Here is a 19,429-nt window from a genome sequence, read left to right as displayed (position 1 = left end):
CTGCCATAGCGCGAATTCACAGGAACACAACGTTACGCTCACGGCAGAGGGTTGGTCGACGGCAGCGGCGGCAGTCCGGCCGCCGAGAATGTCACCGTTCCAGAAATGCTGAACTTCGTCGGATCGTTTATGCCGTTGGCGTCATCCAGTTCCGTCGCGATGGAGGCGGCCGTGGGTGTACCCTGTGTAACTTTCACCGTCCCACCAGTCTGCTTTATGCGCACGAATTGGCCATTGCCGGCCTGGCCCGCTACGTTCGAGAAGGAATTGCCACTCAGATTGGCCCAGATGGTCGGGAATGGCCCGAAGCCAAGATCCTGGTTGTCCTGGATGGTGATGGCACGGCTGCCGTTCATATGATCGAAAATATTGTTGGTGATGGTGACATCGGTTTCACCGCCGCCTGTGCCTAGGCCAGTGAGACCGACATTGACGCTGATCCCGGGAGCCGTCGCGATCTGATAAATCTGATTGTTGGTGATCAGATACTTGCCGTTTATAGCGCCTTCGTTCTGGATGCTGATGCCGTTCCCGACAAGCGATCCAGAATTGGTTACCGCGTTGTTGCCAATGATGTTGCCGCTTATCTTGCCGTTCACTGTCCGGTTGAAGGGCCCATTGCCATTGTCGAAATGATTGATCGCGGTCGAACGCTGGCCGATGAACGTATTGTTCTCAATATCGAAGGTCAGCGACGTCGCTACGGGATCGGTAGAGACGTCGACGCCGGCATTGTTGTTCGTGAACGTCGCCCCGGAGACATTCACCGTCATGGCGGTGCCGCCCGAATTGCCGAAAACGCCAGTTCCCGTAATCTGATGCGTTGGGTCCGATAGGATATTGCCGGTGAAGCTGCCGCCCGTGACCGTCAGCCCCATCGTCGACGTTCCCGTGCCAAGGAAATTGACGAGATTGCCATGCTGCGAGCTGGCATTGCCATTGATGGCCAGACCGTTGGCCGAGATCGTGTTGTTGATAAGCTGCAGGTTGGTCAGCGTGCCCGACGCATTCGAGATTTGAATCTCGAACTCGTTGTTGTTGCTGATCACGGAATTGCTGATCGAGGTCGCATGAGGGCCGTTCGAGGCGGTTCCGGTCAGCTGCGTGATGTTTATGCCGGATTCGTCGGTCGCCGCATCGTTGCCGTTGCCGGAAATGTTTAGCCGGTTCAGCACGAAGCCGTTGATGCCCGAGCCGCCGATGCCGTCGCCCAGATTGTTGGTGAGGTTCATATAGGCGAGATGGACGTCCTGGGTCGAGGTCAGGCTGATGCCGTCGCCTGTCGAATTCTGGATGATGCCGCCGGAGCCGTTGTTCGCGCCGAGGCCATCGCCCGTCACCGTCAGCCCGCCGCTGGTCCCCGTATTGTTGAGCACGATGCCATTGGCGGCGCCGTTGGACGAAATGCTGCGGAAGGTCAGGCCCGCCCCGCCAATGGTCGTGTTGGCGACATTGAGCGCGGTGCCCGCGCCCGACGTGATTACGTTGCTGGTATTGGAGGCAATAACCGTGCCGCCGCCGGTTGCGTTGAAGCCGGTGGTGCCGCTGCTCGATGTGTTGATGGTCAGCGTGTTGGTGAAATTGATATTGGTGCCGTTGGTGCCGCCATTGCTCACCAGGTTGATGCCGTGGCTCGAGCCGCTCGACGACACGGTTCCGTCGAATGAGATCGTGCTGACGCCGCCGCCGGTGCCGGTGTGGTTCTGGACGTCGATCGCGGTGGCGTTGGCGGTGTGCGTGATGGAGCCATTGTAGTCGATATTGGCCGAGCCGCCACTGACGTTGAACGCCGTGCCCGATGCACCGCTCAGCGCGCCCGTGCCCAGGTTCACCGTGCCGGTGACGTTCGTCAGGCTGACATTGTTGGCGCCGCCGCCTGATGTGGTCGAGGTGAAATTGATGCCGGCGGCGATGCCGTTGAGGTTGATCGCCTGGGCGGCCGTCGTGCTGATCGAGCCGGTGGTGACATTGACCGTGCCGCCATTGGTCGCGGTGAAGGCGGTGTTGGTGCCGCTGCCCGTCGTGATGGTGAGGTTGGCGAAGCTGACGGTCGAGGCCTGGCCGCCATTGTTGATCGCGACGGCGGCGCCGGTGGCGTTGTTGTGGTTGACGGCACCGGTGAAGCTTACTGTGTCTGCTCCAGTCGCGCCCGAAATGGAAATGGCCCTGGCTCCAAAGCTCGACGTGACCGTGCCGGCAAAGCCGAAGCTGCCGCCGGAGCGGTTGGTGATGCTGACAGCGGTGCCGGCGGCGCTGGAGACCGAGCTCGTGTCGTCGAAGCTGAACGCAGCATCGCCGCCGACCACGGACAGGCCGCCGCCGCCCGACGTGACGACTTTGGTGGCGGTGACCGTTCCGGAGGCAGCACCAAACTTGATGGCGGTGCCGGCCACGCCCGTGGAGAAGAGGGAAAGATTGGTCAGCTTCGTCGTGCCGGTGGCGCCGGCGCCGAAGTCGATATCGGTGGCGGTGACGTTCCTGATCGTCATGTTGCTGATCGTGGCGCCCGATGTCGCGCCGCTGATGCCGATCGCGGCATTGGCGCCTGTGCCGTCGCTACCGTTGATGGTAAAGCCGTCGATGATGTTGCCGCCGCTGCCCAGCGTGATGATGCTGCTGCCATCCGAGCTTGTCAGCGTCGCCGCGCCGCCGGACGTCTGATCGGCGATCGAGACGTTATTGCTGGCCAGCTGGATCGTCGACGGCACGGTCAGCGCCAGGTTGATGTTGCCGGCGCCGAAGCCGCGCACCTGCTCGCCGGCCTGCAGCAGCAGCGTGTTGTCGCCTCCCGCCGCTGTGATGACGCCATTGTTGACGAGAACGAGGATGTCGTTTGGCCCGGCCTGGAACTCCGCTGCGGCCAACGTCATCAGATTGCTTTGATCCTTGCCAAGGCCATCGCCGGTCGCGGTGGCGCCGACGAAATAGATCTTGCCGATACCGAAGCCGAGGCCCGGGCTGGCCTGGAAGTTCACGTCCTGGACGTTATAGGTGCCGAGCGTTGGCGCGCTGGAGGCGTCGATGCCGACATTGGCGCTCACGGTCGAACCCTTGTCGGTCGTCGATTCGCCGTCGCCATAGGTGAAGGCAAGGTTCGTCGTGCTGTTCAGGAATATGCCGGTGTTGGTACCGGCGATGCTGGAAAATGCGCCGCCGACCGCGGCGTCACCGAGGCGTACCGTCGATCCGCCGGTCGCGCCGCGCAGGTCGACGCCGATCGAGGAGCCCGCGCCCACGGCGGCATTGGTGACGTCGAAATCATTGGCGGTGATCGCCGCGTCGATGATCGCGCCATTCAGGTCGAAGGCAACGGCCGAGCCGCTGTTCAGGCCGATGCCCAGATCAGTGAAAGACAGGGCCGCGCCAAGCGTGCCGGACACATCGATGCCGCGCGAGGTTATGCCCTGCAGGTCGACCGTGCCAAGTGCGATGGCGCCGCCGGAGACGTTGTTCAGCGCGATGCCGGTAGCGGCGCCATTGGCAGAGACGCTGGAGAAATTCACGCCGCCAGCACCAACGGTCGTACCGCTGAGATCGAGTGCGGTTCCTGACCCGGTCGTGATCGTGTTGCCCGAGCCGGCGACACTGATCGTACCGCCCGTCGCGGCTATGCCGGCGCCGGTGGTGGTGTCGATGTTAGCGAGGCCGGTGACGGTGAGCGTGCCGCTGGCCCAGCCGATGCCGCCGCCGGTCGTGTTGTTGACCGTTACCGTGTTGAAGTTGAACGTGCCGGTATTGGTATTGATGGCGCTGATGCCGGCGCCCGACGTGCCGGTGATGCTGGTGGCGCCGGTGACGGCGAAGGTGCCGGCAACACCGTCGAAGATGATGCCGCTGGCGCCGCCGGTGGCGGTGACGCTGCCGAGCGTCATGTGGACCGTCAGCGGGTCGAGATTGATGGCAGTGCCGTTCGTGGTGTCGACCGAGCCGCCCGAGCTGTTCAACGTGAAGGTCGTGCCACCCTTTTCGTTGACCAGCAGGCCCGTGCCGCCATTGTTGGCAATGCTGAAGGTGCCAAGATCGAGCGTGCCGCTGGTGTTGAGCAGGTTGAGGCCGTCGCCCTGCACGCGCGCACCAGTTGTGCCGACGGTGAGGGTGCCCGCGCTGACGGTGCCGCCGCCGCCCGTCGAGTCGAAAGTGGCACCGTTAAAAGCAATGCCGCCGCCGGTGCCGCCGATGACCGTATTGTTGGCGAACGACCGGATCGCGATCGTATTCTGAATGGCGCTGACGCTCTGGCCGAGGAAATTGGCGGCAAGCGCGGTCCCTGTCGACTGCAGCGTGTTGCCGTCGATCGAAAGCAGGAGCCTGTCGGCAGCCGGCGCGCCGCTGGTGGTAAAGTCGAGCGCCCTGCCGCCGGCGGCGATGTCGTTGTTCCTGAGGAAGAAGCTGGAGGCGGTCGCCACGCTGCCCGAGACGCCGGTGCCGCTGCCGGTGTTGCGGATGATCAGGTTCTCGATGCCGCCGGTGAGGACGCCGGTGCCGGTCGTCGCGAAATTGACCACCGAGGTGGCGGTGTTGCTCTGCAGGATCGGCCGCAGCGTATCGATGCCGCCCGGCGCCGAGATGATCGGCGAATTCTGCACCGTGGTGAAATGGAATGCCGCCGAGGCGCCGCTGCTGGTGTCGACACCAAGCTGCGAGACATCGACGGCCGCATCGCCGCTCTTGAAGGCTAGCAGCACCTGTCCGTCGTCGAGTTGGAACGAGGTGCCGCCCAGGTCGATCGTCTCCTGGCTGCCGGTGCCGTTCTTGTCGATCAGCACGATGACATTGGCCGTGGAATTCTGGGCGTTCGCATAGGTGCCTGGATTGAGCAGGCTGCCGTCGCCGAGAGCGCTGGCGTCGGCGGTGACATAGTAGACGCTGATCGCCGACAGGTTGGAGGTGTCGCCGGAGAAATTGACGTCGTTGAAATTGTAGTCGCCCGATGTTGGCAAGGTATCGGTGGCGTGAATGACTTGGCCGCCGCCGAAGGTCGCGATCGACGACGCCGCCGGACCCGCTCCGTCGCCGAAGACCAGCCCGGCATTGGTGGCGCTGGAGAACTGGACGCCCAGCGCGACATTCTTGATGGTCGAGAACTGGTCGCCGGGGTTGTCGGTTGTGTCGGTGTCGCCGAGCTGGATCGTGCCGGTGCCGGTCGTGCCGGCCATGTCGATGCCGATCGTGCCGGCGAAGCTGCCGCCGTCGACGTCGAAATCGCCGGCCGTGATGGTGCTGGCGCCGAGCGCGGCGCCGTTGAGGTCGAGGCCAATCGCGTCCGCCGCGCCGAGCCCGATGTTGAGGCTGGTGAAATTCAGCGTCGAGCCGAGCGTGCCGGAGATATCGACGCCATGCGAGGTGATGCCCAGCAAATTCGCGGCGCCGAGGCTGACGGTGCCGCCGGAAACATTGTTCAGCGCAATGCCGGTCGCCGCGCCGTTGACCGAGACGCTGTCGAAAGTCACGCCATCCGGGCCGACCGTCGCGCCGTCCAGGCTGAGCGCGGTGCCGGTCGTCGTGGTGATGGTGTTGCCGGTGCCGCTGACGCTGACCGTGCCCGGGCCGGTGGTGCTGGCGGTGAAGCCGGCGCCGCTCGAGGTGGTGATCTTGAGGTTGCCACCGGTGAAGGCGAGCGTGCCCGTGCCTTCGCCCGGGCCGATGCTGGGGGCCTTGACGATGGCGCCGTTGGCGCCGCTGCTGGTGTTGAAGATCTTGGACGTGCCGGAGAAGGTGGCCGTTCCCTTGGACGATCCGTCAAACAGCACGCCAATGCCCTTGCCGGCATGATTGATCGTGCTTGAAATGTTGTAGGCGCCGTTGGCGTTGCCGGTGAAGGTGAAGGCCGCCGTCCCCGCCGCCGCCGCGTCCGTGGTCGAAACGACCGAACCGCTCATGTTCAACTCGGTCCAGTCGCCGCCGGCGGCTTGCAGCACCGTGCCCGTATCGACCTTGATCGAACCGTTGTAGTTCAGCGTCGCATTAACAAGGTCGTTGCCGCCGGAGAGAGCTATGGCCGACCCGGTGGTGCTTGTCGTCGCGCCGATGCTGGCGACGCCGCCGTTGCCGCCGACATTGACGGTCCCGGTCTGGAGGACGGCAAACGCAATGCCGACCTCGCTGCCGTCGATGGTCAGGGTGGATCCGGCGACATTGGCGATGTTTATGGTGCCGACCTGGCCGCTGATCTCGAACCCTTCATGGCTGGTGTCGAGATCGTTCGTGCCGGTGAAATTGACCACGCCGGGGCCGGACAGGCCGGACAGCGAGGCGCCGATATAGCCGGTATCCTTCAGCCCGCCGATGTTGACATTGCCCGCCAGGTTCATGCCTGACAGGAACACGCCGGCGCCGCCGCCCAAGGCGCTCGTGGATACCGCCGAGATGCTGTCGAAGGTCACACCGCCGACGCCGGCATCGGCGCCGACCGCCAGGAGACCGTTGCCGCCGGAATTGATCTTGTTGCCGCTGCCGGTGACGGTGAAGGTCGAGGAGCCGAAGTCCCCGATGGCTATGAAGCCCGCGCCTGTTGTCGTCGTTATGTCGAGGCCGCCATTGGTGAAGTTGATGGCGGAGTTCGTGTTGGGGGTCGGCGTGCCCGAAGGCCAACCGCCGGGGAGGCCGAGATTGACACCATCGGCGGCGCCCGAGCTGATCTGCTTGGTCGTACCCGAGAAGGTGATGGTGATGGAATCGTTGCCGGCAACGAAAATGTTGCCGCCGGCCGCCGCATTGCTGTCGGTCAAATTGCCCGACAGCGCCACCGAGCCACCGGTCATGCTCTGGATCGAGACGGCGGCGCCGCTGCCGTTGGTGGCGATCGTGCCGCCATAGGAGATATCAGCAGTGCCGCCGCTGGCGGCGGTCGCCGAGCCGACATTGAACGACGTGCCCGCACCGGTGTTGGTCAGCGTGCCGGTGCCGAAAGCGGCCGTGCCGGCCAGGTTCTGCAGGTCGATGCCGTTGCCGGCGCTGAACGTCGCGCTGGTGGACGTGAAATGAATGTCGGCCGTGATGCTGTCGAGCGACGCCGCTTGCGCGCCCGTGGCATTGATCGTTCCCGCGTCGACCGTGATCGTGCCGCCGCCGGTGGCGGTGAAGGCCGTCGTTCCATTGGTGGAAACGTCCAGATCGGCGAAGGTGATTCCCGCGCCGCTGTTGTTGGTCAGCGATACGCCATTGCCGCCGATGGTCGCCTTGTCGGTGAAATCGACAAGGCCGCCGGTGCGGTTGACGATCGAGACGCCGCCGCCGGTCAGCGTGCCGGCCGGCCCGCCATTGGGCAGGTTGCCGCGCGTCAGCGTGATGTTGCCGTCGCCGCCATCGGCGTCGAGCAGCGTCCCGGCGACGTTGATGTTGTTGTCGATGATCGAGACGTTGCTGGTGAGGCCGTCGACCTTGAACGCCGTCTGGCCAACGGCGACATTGCTGACCGTGACGCCCTGGATCGTGATGCCGCCGGTGTTGTCGAAGCCGGCCGCACTCTGGTCGATCAGGAAGACCGAGCCGCTGGCGCCAGTGAAGTCGAAGGCGGTGTTGCGTACCTGATTGCTGCCGAGCAGATGCATGGCGTCCGCGGTGCCGGTGACGACGCCCTCGTCGCCGGTAACGTTGCCGCCGGTGGCGCCGAGATTGCCCTGCACGTTCACCTGCTGGAAGGTGCCGGACACGGCGATGACGTTGCTGTTGCCGAAGCCGGTGATCGACTGGCCGGAATCGAGCGTGAACGGCGTTGCGCTGAGATCGACGGTGCCGACGAAGGCGAAGGTCTGCGTGCCGGTCATGAGATCGGCGTCGGCAAGCGAAATCGTGGTCACCGACTGGCTGAGGCCGTACGTGCCGACGGCGATAACGCCGCCCGACTGCGAGACCATCGTCACCGCGCCGACCGCCGAGGGCAGATTGGCGCTGCCGGTGAAGAACACGTCGTCGAAATCATAATTGCCGAGCGTCGGGTCGAGCCCGACCGTGTTGACGGTGTAGCCGCCGGGCGCGGCGCTGATCGAGGATTGCAGCCCGTCGGATGAAGTGCCGTCGCCGAAGGTGAAATTGGCGTTGGCCGAAGTCAGCGTGCTGAGGCCGGACGACAAATCGACGCCGACATGGGCGTCGCTGATGCTTGAGCCGCGCAGGAAGGTGATGGTCTTGTTGCCCGTCGTCGACGACAGGTCGATGCCGCGCGAGGTGGCCTCGCCGGTGCCGGTGATGGTGGTCACGCCGAAATCGGCCGTCGTCGACGAGCCGCTGAAGTCGATTGCCGTCTGGTTGGCGCCGGCGCCCATCGTCACACTGGTGGTGCCGAAGCTGACATCGGCGTTGGTGCCGCCGAAGTTGATGCCGGCGGTGTTGGCCGCCGAGCCCAGCGTCACATTGGTGGTGCCGAAAGTCACCGAACCGGAATTGCCTGAAATGTCGATGCCATTGCCGGTTGCACCCGACACGGTGACCGCGCCGAAGGTGGCGCTGCCGGCGACATTGGAGACCGACAGGCCGTTGCCGACCGCGTTGGTGATCGAAATTGGGGACGTGGCGTTGAAGGTCGCGGCCGCGCCCAAGCCTGCGATGATCGCGCCACCGCCGCCGCTGGCGGTCAGCGCCGAGTCGGTGAAGCTGATCGTGCCACCCGTCGGCGCGGTGGTCGAGCCGATGGCGAACAGGTTGCCCGCGCCGGTTGAGGTGACCGGACCGGTGAAGGCGACCGAGCCGCCGGTGATGCCGTCGACCCTGACGGCCGTGCCGGGCGCTGTCGCCGAGCTGTTGATGGTCGCGCCGATCGTGATCGCCGCGCTGCCGCCGGAGACGACGACGCCATCGCCCGTGCCGGAATTGGTGATGGTGCCGCCAATGTCGATCGTGCCGATGTTGTTGGTCAGGCTGGCATCGGCGCCGGCGATATTCGTCGTTACGAGGTTGCTGACGCCGACGGTCGCGGCGCTGTTCTGAACCAGGAAGCCGGAGCCTCCACCCACCACGGTGTCGACCTTGGTCGTGCCCTGGAAGGTGTATCTGCCGCTGGCGACATTGTCGAGACTGATGGCGACGCCGCTGATGCGATACAGGTCGACGCCACCGAAGTTGACGTTGCCGCCGCTGGTGTTGGAAATGGCGATGCCGGTCGAAACGCCGCCGCCCGAGCCGTCCACGGTGACGCTGGAGAAGTTCACTCCGGCCAGGCCGATCGTCATGCCGGCGATTTGGATGCCCTTCTCGTCCGGCCCCAGGCCGGTCGCCACGGTATTGCTTGCCCCGTACACCGTCAGATTGCCGCCATTGACGGCGCTGAAGGCAAAGCCGCCATCGGCTGTCAGATCGAGACCGCCGACGAAAGCAATCGCGCCGCCGGCATTGCCGGTCAGGTCGATGGCGTTGGCCGCGCCGGTGCTGGCGGTGATCTTGCCGGCGAACCTGGCGAAGCCGCCGTTCATGGCGTTGATCTTGACCGCGCTCGCGGCAGCGGTCTGGTTGATCGTGCCGTTATAGATGAGATTCGGCGTCGAGGAATCGATGTTGAACGCCACGCCTGTCGTGCCGGCGATCGAGCTCGCCGCGTCAAAGGTCAGGGTCCCGGTGGTGCCGCCGGTGATGCTGACGCCCGCGCCGGCGCTGGCGATATCGAAATTGGTGAACGTGCCGGTACCGCTGAAATTGTCGAGCGACAGGCCCGTGGCAACGCCGCCGACCGACACACCCTGGACCGTCAGACCGGCAATGCCCGTCCCACCAATAGCCGCGCCGCTGCCGCCCGAAATGTTGAAATCCAGCAGCGAGTTGCCGTTGCCCAGCGTGACGACGTCGCCGGCGCCCGAATTGGTCAGCGTCGCCGCCCCGGTGCCGGGATCCGAAACGACCTGGTCGTGCTGGATGTTGGTCCCGGTGACGTTGATCGGCACGCCGCCGAGCGAGAAGGAGCGGCCATTGCCGAAGGACGCCAGCGTCTGGTCGTCGCTGAGCGAGAAGCCGCCCGACGCATTGATCGGCGTGTTGCCGACGTCGTTGACCAGCACGAAGATCGCGTTGGCGTCGGTAATGCCGTCGGCGGTGCCGATCGACGCCAGGTCCGCAAGCGAGGAGCCGTCGCCGGCACCCGAGGCTGCCGCGCCGACGAAGATCACGTTCTGGACGTCGAACAGCTGCGGGCCGCTGAACGTCGTCGAGCCGAAGGCATAGAGGCCGAGCGTCTGGTTCAGCCCACGCGCGTCGAGCGAGGCGGTGACGCCCGCGATCGAGCCGCCGCCGAAGCTGAATTGGGCATTGGCCGAGTGGGCCAGCGAGCCGGCGATGCCCAGGCGCACGCCCGTGTCGACGCCCGAAATGGTGCCGCCATTGGTGATGATGATCGAAGCGCCGCCGGTCGTGTCGGCGAGATCGATGCCGATCGAGCCGGCGCCCGATCCGCTGATGTTGGCCGAGAGCGCCGTGAAGGTCGTCTGGCTGCCGGAGAAGTCGAGGCCGGCATGGCCGAGACCGAGCCCGGAGATGACGATGTTGCCGGCCACAACCGCCGCGTTGACGCCGCTGAACGACATGCCGTCGCCGCCCGGCGCCGTGATGTTGATGTCGCCGAAGCGGATCGTTGCCGGCGAATCGGAAATGGCGATCGCCGGTCCCGTCGTGTTGGAGATCGTGGTGGCGCCGTTGACCGTGAAGCTGCCCGAGACATGGTCAAGCACCACGCCCGATGTGCCGCCGGTCTGCGAGATTGAATCCAGCACCACATGCGCGGTGATCGGGTCGATGAAGATGCCGACGCCGTCGTCGCCCAGGGCCTTGTTGCCCGTCACCTGGCCGCCGGTGGTGGTGAAGCTGCCGCCGACGGCGGTGCCCTTCACCGTTATGCCGGCATCCTGGTTATCCTGAGCATTGAGGATGGCGAAGCTGTAGGTGCCCTTGCCCGTAATATCGAGGCCGTCGTCCTGGTTGCCCGACAGCAGCGTCGTGCCGGTGAAATTGTAGGTGCCGTCGCCTTCGATATGCAGGCCGTCGAGGCCGTTGCCGGTGGCGGTGAAATTGGACGCGCTGACATTGGTCGAATTGCCGGTGAACTCGGCGCCATTGCCGCCGGTGCTCGTTACCGTCACGTTGGTCAGCGTCGTGCCGGTGGCGTTGTTGCCGAAAATGCCGCCGCCGCCGCCGGTGATGGTGATGCCGTTCAGCGTGTTGCCATTGCCCAGCGTGATGACGGGGTTGGCGACGTTGGTGCCCTGGATCGTGCCGTCGCTGCCGCCGAGGTTGAAGGTGGCGGTGCCGCCGCCGAAAAGCTTCGCGGTGACGCTTTCGCCGCCGCCGATGACCGTCTGGCCGGCGGCCAGCGTCACGCCCGCGGTGGTCAGGTTGCCATTGCCGCCGAGCGCCACGACGAAGCCGCCGTTGCCGGCCTTGGTGACGGCATCGTCCAATGTCGTCGGGTCGGCCTGCGTGCCGGCGCCGGCCAGGCCGCCATCGGCGAAATAGAACTTTCCGAACGCGGCATTGGTGGCGGCGTTGATGGCGACGCGGGTCGTCGTGCCGCCGGTCTTGTCCTGGCTCTGGATGCGGACGCCGATATCGCCGCGCACCCGCTCGTTGACGCGCTTGCGCAAGCCTTCGCTGACCGGATAGACCGGATCCGCCCCGATGGCCGCGGTGCTGTCCGAGCCGCCGCCGGGATTGAACGGGATGTTCAGCCGCACGCTGCCGGCGAACTGGGTGTCGTCGCGATTGTCGTTGCGCACCTCGCCGGTGAAGGTCAGCGACGTTCCGGTGCCGAAGACATCGCCGATCTCATATTCGATGCCAGCCTTGGCGCCGGTGACGCTGCCGTCATCACCGTGCGGATCCTCGAAATGGTAGCCGCCAATGTCCAGCCGCAGCGAATGCCTGTCGGGCAGGTCGAACGGCACCTTCGCCCCAACCTCGCCCTCGATGCCCCAGGCCGCGTAGTCGCGATGGTCGAGCACCGAGATCTGCTCGATGAGCTGGTTGGAGACCATCGACAGGGTCGAGCTGGTCGAGTGGTCGGTCGAGTCGCCCTTGATCGGCACGAAGACGTTCACATGCGCGTCGAAATTCGGCGTGATCGCCTCGACGCCCAGCGTGCCCCCGGTGAACTGGGTGCCGCCGTAACTCTCGGCATTGAAATAGGCATAGCCGCCGAGCATCAGGTCCGGGTTGACGATGCGGCGGATGCCGAGGCCGATATCCTGGCCGAAGGCGTCCTTGAAATCGTGCTTGGCTCGCACATCCAGGAACAGCACCGATTCGGCGCTCTGCTTGATCGGGATGAAGCCTTCGAGCGCGGCGTTGCCGCCATTGTTGTCGGCGCCGATGATGGCCCGGACCTGCGGCTGCCAGAGCCCGGCATCGTCGCCATAGGCGGCCACGCCCGAGAGCGCCAGCGCCAGCGACGTAAGCGCCGTCGTCTTCCAGAGCTGCCTTGCTATGCTCGAACGGCGATAACCGGCGAGCATGTGGAACCCCTCCCCACGCGCCGCCATCTCACCAACTTGCCGAGACTTCTCGGTAGTTCCCATCCCTGGCGAGTCCTTCTGGGACTACACGTCCCGCGTGCCGATGTTTAATGGAAATCTATTGTATAGCGAGTCCCCAATGATCAAACTGCTGTTGTGGCCCACCAAAGTGCCTCTCTGTGGCAATATGGACACAGTAGATTTGCCGGCTTGCTTCGGTGGATTCCTGGCTTTCAGGCTGGATTGGAGTGTTGTATCAAGCCCTACTGCGGAAAATACCGGTGGGGCCTAAAAGAACATGAGAGTTGCTTTAGCTGAAGCTAATACTTTGAGCTTGGCCGCAGGTATTGGTGCCCTGTGGCTCATCCTGTCGGGCGCCGGACCCGCACTTGCCGAGGAAGCCGCCAAGCCCCAACCGGCCCAGTCAAAGCCGGCCGACGCCAATCCCTGGGCGGTCAACTGCTCCAGCGGCTCGGCGAGCGCCGAACTTCAATGCCAGGTGTCTCAGAACCTGACCGAGGCGAAGACAGGACAGCGCGTGCTTACGGTGACCGTTCGCCGCGACAACGGCAATGGCAGCCTCGCCATGCTGCTCGCCTTGCCGCACGGCCTCTTCCTGCCGTCCGGCGCCAGCTACCAGATCGACCAGGGACAGAAGACGACCATTGCCATCCAGACCAGCGACCAGAACGGCGCCTATGCCGCCACGCCGCTGCCGCCGGACCTCGTCAAGGCGATGAAGTCGGGAACCAATCTGAACATCGGCATGGAGTCCGTCACCCGCAAGCCGGTCACCATCCCGGTGTCGCTGGCCGGCTTCACCGCCGCGCTGACCAAGCTGGAATCGATCAAGTAGCGGGTTCGCCGGCAACCGTGGCCGACATCCTATCCCTTCGCACGGGCGGAGCAGCCGCGGCGCGGCGTCGGGGAGACCCGAGGGTCCATGCCGCGACCGTGCTGGCGGGTGCAGCGGAGCAGAATCTGGACCGTGGCAACGCTCCGGAGTGCCGGCATGGATCCTAGGGTCTGCGCTGCGTCGCTGCGCTCCTTGCTCCGCTCTAGGATGACGAAGTCGTGGGCGTCTCCGCTCCGCACTCAAGGTATCAGTGCGTCAATACGAGCAGCCGTCTTGATTGTCCGCACCCGCAATGCTCCGTTGCCGGTTCCACGCAGACGGAGAAAGTCTCATGACGGGGTTTGTCGACCGGCAGCGCGCCACGCAGTTTATGCAACGCGCCGGCATCGCCGCGCTGGTGCTCTCAGCGCCCGAGGCCTTCCATTATGCGACCGGCGCTTCGATCGGTCCGGCCGGACTGTTCCGGCGCGCCGGCGCCGGCTTCGTCGTCGTCCCGGCCAGGCAGGACCTGCCGATCGGCGTCGTGGTCGCCGACTTCAATGCCACGCAACTGCGGACCGCCGCGCCCGAGATGGTCGTGCGCTCGCACCCGATCTGGATCGAAGCAGCGCCGGTCGAGACAGGGCCTGCCGGGCTGCCCCTGGCGGAGCGTATCGAGGCTGGCCTGGCTTCGCCCGGCCGCGCGCCGGATTTCGCGCGTCCCGCCACCTTCGACCTCGCCGGCTCGGTGCGACAGCTGCAGGCAATCCTCGCCGATTTCGGGCTGGAGCGCGCCACGCTCGGCCTCGACCTCGACTTCATTCCCGCCGCCGATTTTGCCGCCATCCAGGCGCTGCTGCCGGATTGCCCTGTTGTGGACGGCTCGCTTGTGCTGGACCGGCTGCGCGCGCTCAAGTCGCAGCGCGAGATCGACCTGCTGCGGCAAGGCATCATCCTGTCGGAAGCCGGCCTGGAGCGGCTGCAGGTCGATGCCATGGCCGGGATGCGCCAGAGCGATCTCGTCGCGCTCTACCGGCAGGGCGTCGCCACGGCGGCGGCCGGCTTGTCCCACCCGGTCATCACGGCCGAATATGTGACGCTGGGCGCCCGGGCCAAGGGCGCCGACGCCAGGGCCGTGGCGGGCGATCCGCTGAAATGCGACATGGTCTGTACGGTCGGTGGCTACGCCTCCGACATGTCGCGCAACTTCACCTTCGGCCCGCCTTCGGCTGATCAGGCCGAACTGCACGCCATTGCCGAGCGCGCCTTCGACGATGGGCTGGCCGAGCTTGTTCCCGGGAACACGCTTGCCCATGTCCACCGCGTCGCCACCGACAGCCTGGCGCGCCAAGGCCTGCGCTCCTACCGCCGCGGCCACTTCGGCCACGGCGTCGGGCAGTCGGTCTTTTCCGAGCAATGGCCGTTCATATCGGCCGGCAGCGAGGTCGTGATCGAGGCCGGCATGGTGCTGGCCTTCGAAATCCCGCTCTATATCGACGGCCTCGCCAGCTTCAACCTCGAGGACCAGTTCCTGATCACGCCGGATGGGCCGGTCGCGATGAACCGGCTGCCGCGGCGGCTGGAGGTGATCGGGTAGTAGGAGGCTTGAGATCTGCACCTCCGGAAATTGGCTGAGGTCCCTCCACCTTCGTCATCCACGGGCGGAGCAGGAGCGAAGCTCCGTCGCGGAGACCCGAGGATCCATGCCGTGACCTTTCCGTGGGGTGCAGCGGAGCAGAATTTTGGACCGCCGGGAACGCTTTGATGTCGCGGCATGGATCCTGGGGTCTGCGCGGCGTCGCTGCGCTCCTTGCTACGCCCCAGGATGACGACGGGAAAGGTTTTGCCGTCCAGCGATCAAACCTCCGTACAGGTCACTAAGCGCTCACCGGCGGCCGCCTGTCCCTCCATGGCATTTCCTGTTCCAGCTGTGCCGACGCCGCCAGCACCGTCGCCTCGTCGCCGTAGCGGCCGACCAGTTGCACGCCGACCGGCACGCCGCCGTGCGACCAGCCGAGCGGCAGCGAGATCGCCGGCTGGCCGGAGATGTTGAAGGGGAAGGCAAAGACAGCATCCGTCCATTTGGCGTTGTAGCGGTCGATGTCGGTCTCCGACATATCGTAATAGCCGAACGGCCGCGGCAGTTGCGTCAAGGTGGGCGTGACGAAGAGATCATAGGCCCTGAGGTCGCCGACAATATCGCGGCCGACCTGCCGGAGCTGCTCGACATCGGAGATGTGCCTGACCCCGCTGGTGGCGCGGCCGCGCTCGATTATCGCCCAGGTCACCGCCTCGACATCGCCTGGCGTCGCCGGCCGGCCGATCACCGTTTCCAGGGAGTCGAAGGTCGCCGCCGTCTGCACGCAGGTCATGTTGGTGTAGGTCGCCCATACGCCGTCGGCATCGAGCGGCATGTCGTGCTCCTCGACATGATGCCCCAACCGCTCGAGTGCGGCCACGGTCGCCAGCACCGCCGCCTTCACCTCCGGATCGATGGCGGTGCCGTTGGGCGGCGTGACGGTGAAGCCGATGCGCAGGTTTTTCGGCGCACGCGCCGACAGGCTGAGCCAGGAGGCATCCGGCACCGGCGGCGTATAGGGTTCGCCGGGCAGCGCGCCGGCCACCGCATCGAGATAGGCCGCCGTGTCGCGCACGGTGCGCGAGCAGCAGAGGAAGTAGGCACCGCCATACCAATAGTCGCCGAACGGCGCCAGGCTGACGCGGCCGCGCGACGGTTTCAGGCCCACGATCCCGCAGCAGGAGGCGGGGATGCGGATCGAGCCGGCGCCGTCGCTGGCCTCCGCGATCGGCACCATGCGCGAGGCGACAGCCGAGGCCGCGCCGCCGCTCGAGCCGCCTGGCGTGATGCCTTCCTTCCACGGGTTTTTCGTCGTGCCGTAGAGTTTTGGTTCCGTCGTGATCGACCAGCCGTTTTCGGGCGCGTTCGACTTGCCGACCAGCACCAGTCCCGCCGCCTTCATGCGGCGAACGACTTCAGTGTCGAAATCGGCGACGACATCTCTGAGGTAGAAGCAGGAATTGGTGTTGGGCGCACCCGTCCAGGACGAGGCCAGTTCCTTGAGCAGGAATGGTACGCCGGCAAAGGGTGCCGATCTGTCGACCGTCGCGGCCTGCGCGCGCGCCATGTCATAGAGGCGATGGATGACCGCGTTGAGCGACGGATTCAACCGTTCGACCAGCGTGATCGCCGCCTCGACCAGTTCCGCCGGCGAAACCTGGCCGCCGCGGACCAGCGCGGCGAGGCCAAGCGCGTCGGACTCGGCATAGGTCTTCAAAAGACTGTCGGTGACCATGTCTCACTCCCAAATTTGCGTTGCCTCGACATCGCGCTTAGGAACGCGCGAGCTGTCGCTACCGGCTAATTACAAATGTAGGCGCCGCCCCTCATCCGCCTGCCGGCACCTTCTCCCCGTATAGTGACGGGGAGAAGGATGAAACTCCGGCGCTGCCGGTGCCGCCTCCAGCGCCAGCAACCGGATAGCATCAGGCCAGCTCGACCGTCCGTCCCAGCTCGATGCTCTGTTCGGCCGCGAGCACGATGCGCAGGCTGTTGACCGCCGCGTCCATCTGCTCGGTCAGATCGAGGTCCTCGCTTATGGCGCGCAGGAAGAACGCCTGCTCGCGGTCGCACAGTTCCTGGTGGCCGGGCTCGTCCTCCATGCTGACGATCTCGTCGGGCTTTTTGAAATTCTTGTCGCCGTCGACGGCGGCATAATGGATCTTCAGCGCGTCGGTCTTGGTGTGGCGGTCGATGTCGGCGGAGTTCGACACTTCGGCCAACTCGGCCGCGCTGCTCGCCTGCTGGCCGGCGACGATCGAGACCGCGCCTTTCGGGCCGACGACATCCTTCACGAAGTAGGCCGTCTCGCTCATCATCGGACCCCAGCCGGCCTCGTACCAGCCGACCGAGCCGTCATCGAAGGTGACATGCAAGTGGCCGTAATTCTGCTTGTCGGCTTCGGCCCATAGTTTGGCGCCGATGCCATGCACGCGCACCGGCTTGGCGCCGGTCAGCTGGCACATGACGTCGACATAATGCACGCCGCAATCGACGATCGGGATCAGCGAATCGATCAGGTTCTTGTGCCAGTGCCAGGCGCTGCCGCTGCTTTGCTGGTTGAGGTTGAGCCGCATGACCAGCGGCTTGCCGAGCGTCTTGCCAACCTCGATGAACTTGATCCACGAGGGGTGGACACGCAGGATGTAGCCGAGCACCAGCTTGCGGTTTTTCGCTCGCGCGGCCGCCACCACCTTTTCGGCGTCCTCGATGTTGGTGGCCAAGGGCTTTTCCATGAACACGTGGCAGTTCGCCGCGATCGCCTTCAGCGCGTATTCGGCATGGGTGTTCGGCCAGCTGTTGATCGAGACCGCGTCCGGCCTGGTCTCCCCCAGCGCCAGGTCGAAATCCTCGTAGAGCGGATAACCGGCGAGTTCGGCCGGGATTTTCGTGTTGCTCTTGATCGAGCGGCTCATGATGCCGCTGATCTCAAACCCCTCCGAGCGATGATAGGCACTGGCGTGCGACGCACCCATATTGCCAAGACCCACCACCAGTACTTTCACCTTGTCGGCCACCGTTATCTCCCAGGTTCTGGATTGAATTGTGCGCGGCGACCGGTTGCCGCGTGTTTATCCGGACAATCACCTCAGGTCAGCGCCGCCGCTCGTTGCCCGGCCCTTTCCTCTCCCCCGTCGATCGGGGGAGAGGTGTCGAGCGAAGCTCGACGGAGTGGGGGTCGACCTTCGCCGCCCGCCTGAGGTTACTTCGCCAGATTGTGCCTGTCCCGCAGCGACTGCGCGTTTAGCGACCGCCTTCCCCCACTCCGTCGCCGCTTCGCGGCGCCACCTCTCCCCCCTCCGGAGGGAGAGGAAAGGAGCCAAGGCAGGGCAATGAGGAGTGGCGTCGTCATGGCCTTCGCTTGCGCGCCTACTTCACCGCCGAATCGAACAGGTGCGCCTTGATCTTCTCGACATCGAGCGCGGCAAAGCCCTCCGACAATTTGACCCCGTCGGCGTCGGCCTTGACCTTGGCCTTGTCGAAGTCGTTGGCGGCCGGGATCAGGTCGTTGCTGCAGACATCCTCGGCCTTCACCGGGTTGGTGATCTGGCCGATCTTGTGGATCTCGTCGAAGAAGCCCTGCCAGCTCGCCATGTCGTGCGACCCCCAGCCGCCGCGCTTGTCCATGTCGCCGCGGAAGACGTTGATCTGCTGCAGGATCGAGGTGGTGCCGAGCTCCGGTCCGAGGTTCTTGGCCAGCGTCGGGAACTGCTCGAACACCGCTTCGACCGCCGCGCGCGGATTTTGATAGCCGAACTCAAGGCCCATCGCCCAGCCGCGCAGGTATTTTTCCAGGAACGCCTTCTTGTCGGGATCCTCGAGATCGGCGGCGCGCACGACGAAGGTATTGGCCGGCAGTTTCGAGTTCTTCACGCCGAGCCAGTATTCGAAATCGAGACCCTTGGCGATCCATTCGGCGCGCAGCCCTTCCCATGACAGCGCCGCATCGCCCTGGCCGCCGGCAAGCGCGGTGCCCCAGGTCGGCCAGCCGGCCTCGACATACTTGACCTTCTTGATGTCGACGCCTTGCGCCGCAAGCAGCGGATCGGTGATCGACTGCCAGGCTGCGGAACCAAGCAGGATGGTCTTGCCTTCGAGCTTCTTCAGGTCGTTCGAGCCCTCGCCCTTGCGGAAGGCGATGCTGAACGTGTCGCGCGCGCCCATGTGGAACACCGACTTCAGCTTCATGCCGTTCTGGATGGCGAAGGAGAACACGCCGGGCGAGGGAAAGCCCATATCGGCCTGGCCGACATCGACGAACTTCACCGTCGCCGTGCCGTCGGACGGTCCCGGCTGCATGTCAGTGTCGAGCCCGTCGAAATAGCCGGCCTTCTTGGCCGCCCAGTAGGGGTAGTCGTCGAGCACTTCGAGCGTGCCGCGCGGCGAGATCCAGGTGAATTTTCCATAGGCCTCGGCCCTCGCCCTGAGGCCGGTGGCGCCGAGTGCGGTCGCCGTCACCAGCCCGGCGCCGGTCACCTGCAGGAAGATGCGGCGGCTCATCCCCGCCTGCTGGATGAAATTGTCTTTGGTCATGGCATTCCCCTTTTTTGTTTGATGTCAGTCTGCCTTGCCGCCCGCCTCCCGGGC

At 65.2% G+C, this 19,429-nt stretch carries 6 protein-coding genes; 2 read left to right on the top strand and 4 right to left on the bottom strand.

The features are described 5' to 3' along the window. Nucleotides 1-38: 38 nt before the first annotated feature. A complete protein-coding gene (locus LB555_RS09610; RefSeq protein ID WP_224682775.1) occupies nucleotides 39-12,428 on the bottom strand; it encodes a hypothetical protein in 12,390 nt (4,129 codons plus the stop codon). A 328-nt stretch (nucleotides 12,429-12,756) separates the two neighbouring features. On the opposite strand from LB555_RS09610, the gene LB555_RS09605 reads away from it, so the two are divergent. Then, nucleotides 12,757-13,284, top strand: coding sequence for an invasion associated locus B family protein (locus LB555_RS09605; protein ID WP_224682774.1), 528 nt, complete (start codon nucleotides 12,757-12,759; stop codon nucleotides 13,282-13,284). 331 nt (nucleotides 13,285-13,615) lie between these two features. Beyond that, complete coding sequence (locus tag LB555_RS09600; RefSeq protein ID WP_224682773.1) at nucleotides 13,616-14,860, top strand: M24 family metallopeptidase; 1,245 nt, start codon at nucleotides 13,616-13,618, stop codon at nucleotides 14,858-14,860. A 280-nt stretch (nucleotides 14,861-15,140) separates the two neighbouring features. Here LB555_RS09600 and LB555_RS09595 read toward each other — a convergent pair whose 3' ends face one another. From LB555_RS09595 to LB555_RS09585, 3 genes are all read right to left on the bottom strand, one after another. Continuing rightward, nucleotides 15,141-16,577, bottom strand: a complete 1,437-nt coding sequence (locus LB555_RS09595; RefSeq protein WP_224682772.1) for an amidase — start codon at nucleotides 16,575-16,577, stop codon at nucleotides 15,141-15,143. A 190-nt stretch (nucleotides 16,578-16,767) separates the two neighbouring features. Then, nucleotides 16,768-17,859 (bottom strand): Gfo/Idh/MocA family protein, encoded by a 1,092-nt coding sequence (locus LB555_RS09590; RefSeq protein ID WP_224682771.1) that lies wholly within the window; start codon nucleotides 17,857-17,859, stop codon nucleotides 16,768-16,770. Nucleotides 17,860-18,211: 352 nt separating this feature from the next. Then, nucleotides 18,212-19,375, bottom strand: coding sequence for an ABC transporter substrate-binding protein (locus LB555_RS09585; protein WP_140618206.1), 1,164 nt, complete (start codon nucleotides 19,373-19,375; stop codon nucleotides 18,212-18,214). Nucleotides 19,376-19,429 lie beyond the last annotated feature (54 nt).

It is taken from the genome of Mesorhizobium sp. BR-1-1-10 (assembly GCF_020165595.1).
GTDB lineage: Bacteria > Pseudomonadota > Alphaproteobacteria > Rhizobiales > Rhizobiaceae > Mesorhizobium > Mesorhizobium australicum.
This window is presented reverse-complemented; position numbering and strand designations above follow the sequence as displayed.

Bases quoted from the DNA above. Each gene is read 5' to 3' on its own strand.
- LB555_RS09610 (WP_224682775.1), bottom strand. From the start codon at position 12,428: ATGCTCGCCGGTTATCGCCGTTCGAGCATAGCAAGGCAGCTCTGGAAG.
- LB555_RS09600 (WP_224682773.1), top strand. From the start codon at position 13,616: ATGACGGGGTTTGTCGACCGGCAGCGCGCCACGCAGTTTATGCAACGC.
- LB555_RS09595 (WP_224682772.1), bottom strand. From the start codon at position 16,577: ATGGTCACCGACAGTCTTTTGAAGACCTATGCCGAGTCCGACGCGCTT.
- LB555_RS09585 (WP_140618206.1), bottom strand. From the start codon at position 19,375: ATGACCAAAGACAATTTCATCCAGCAGGCGGGGATGAGCCGCCGCATC.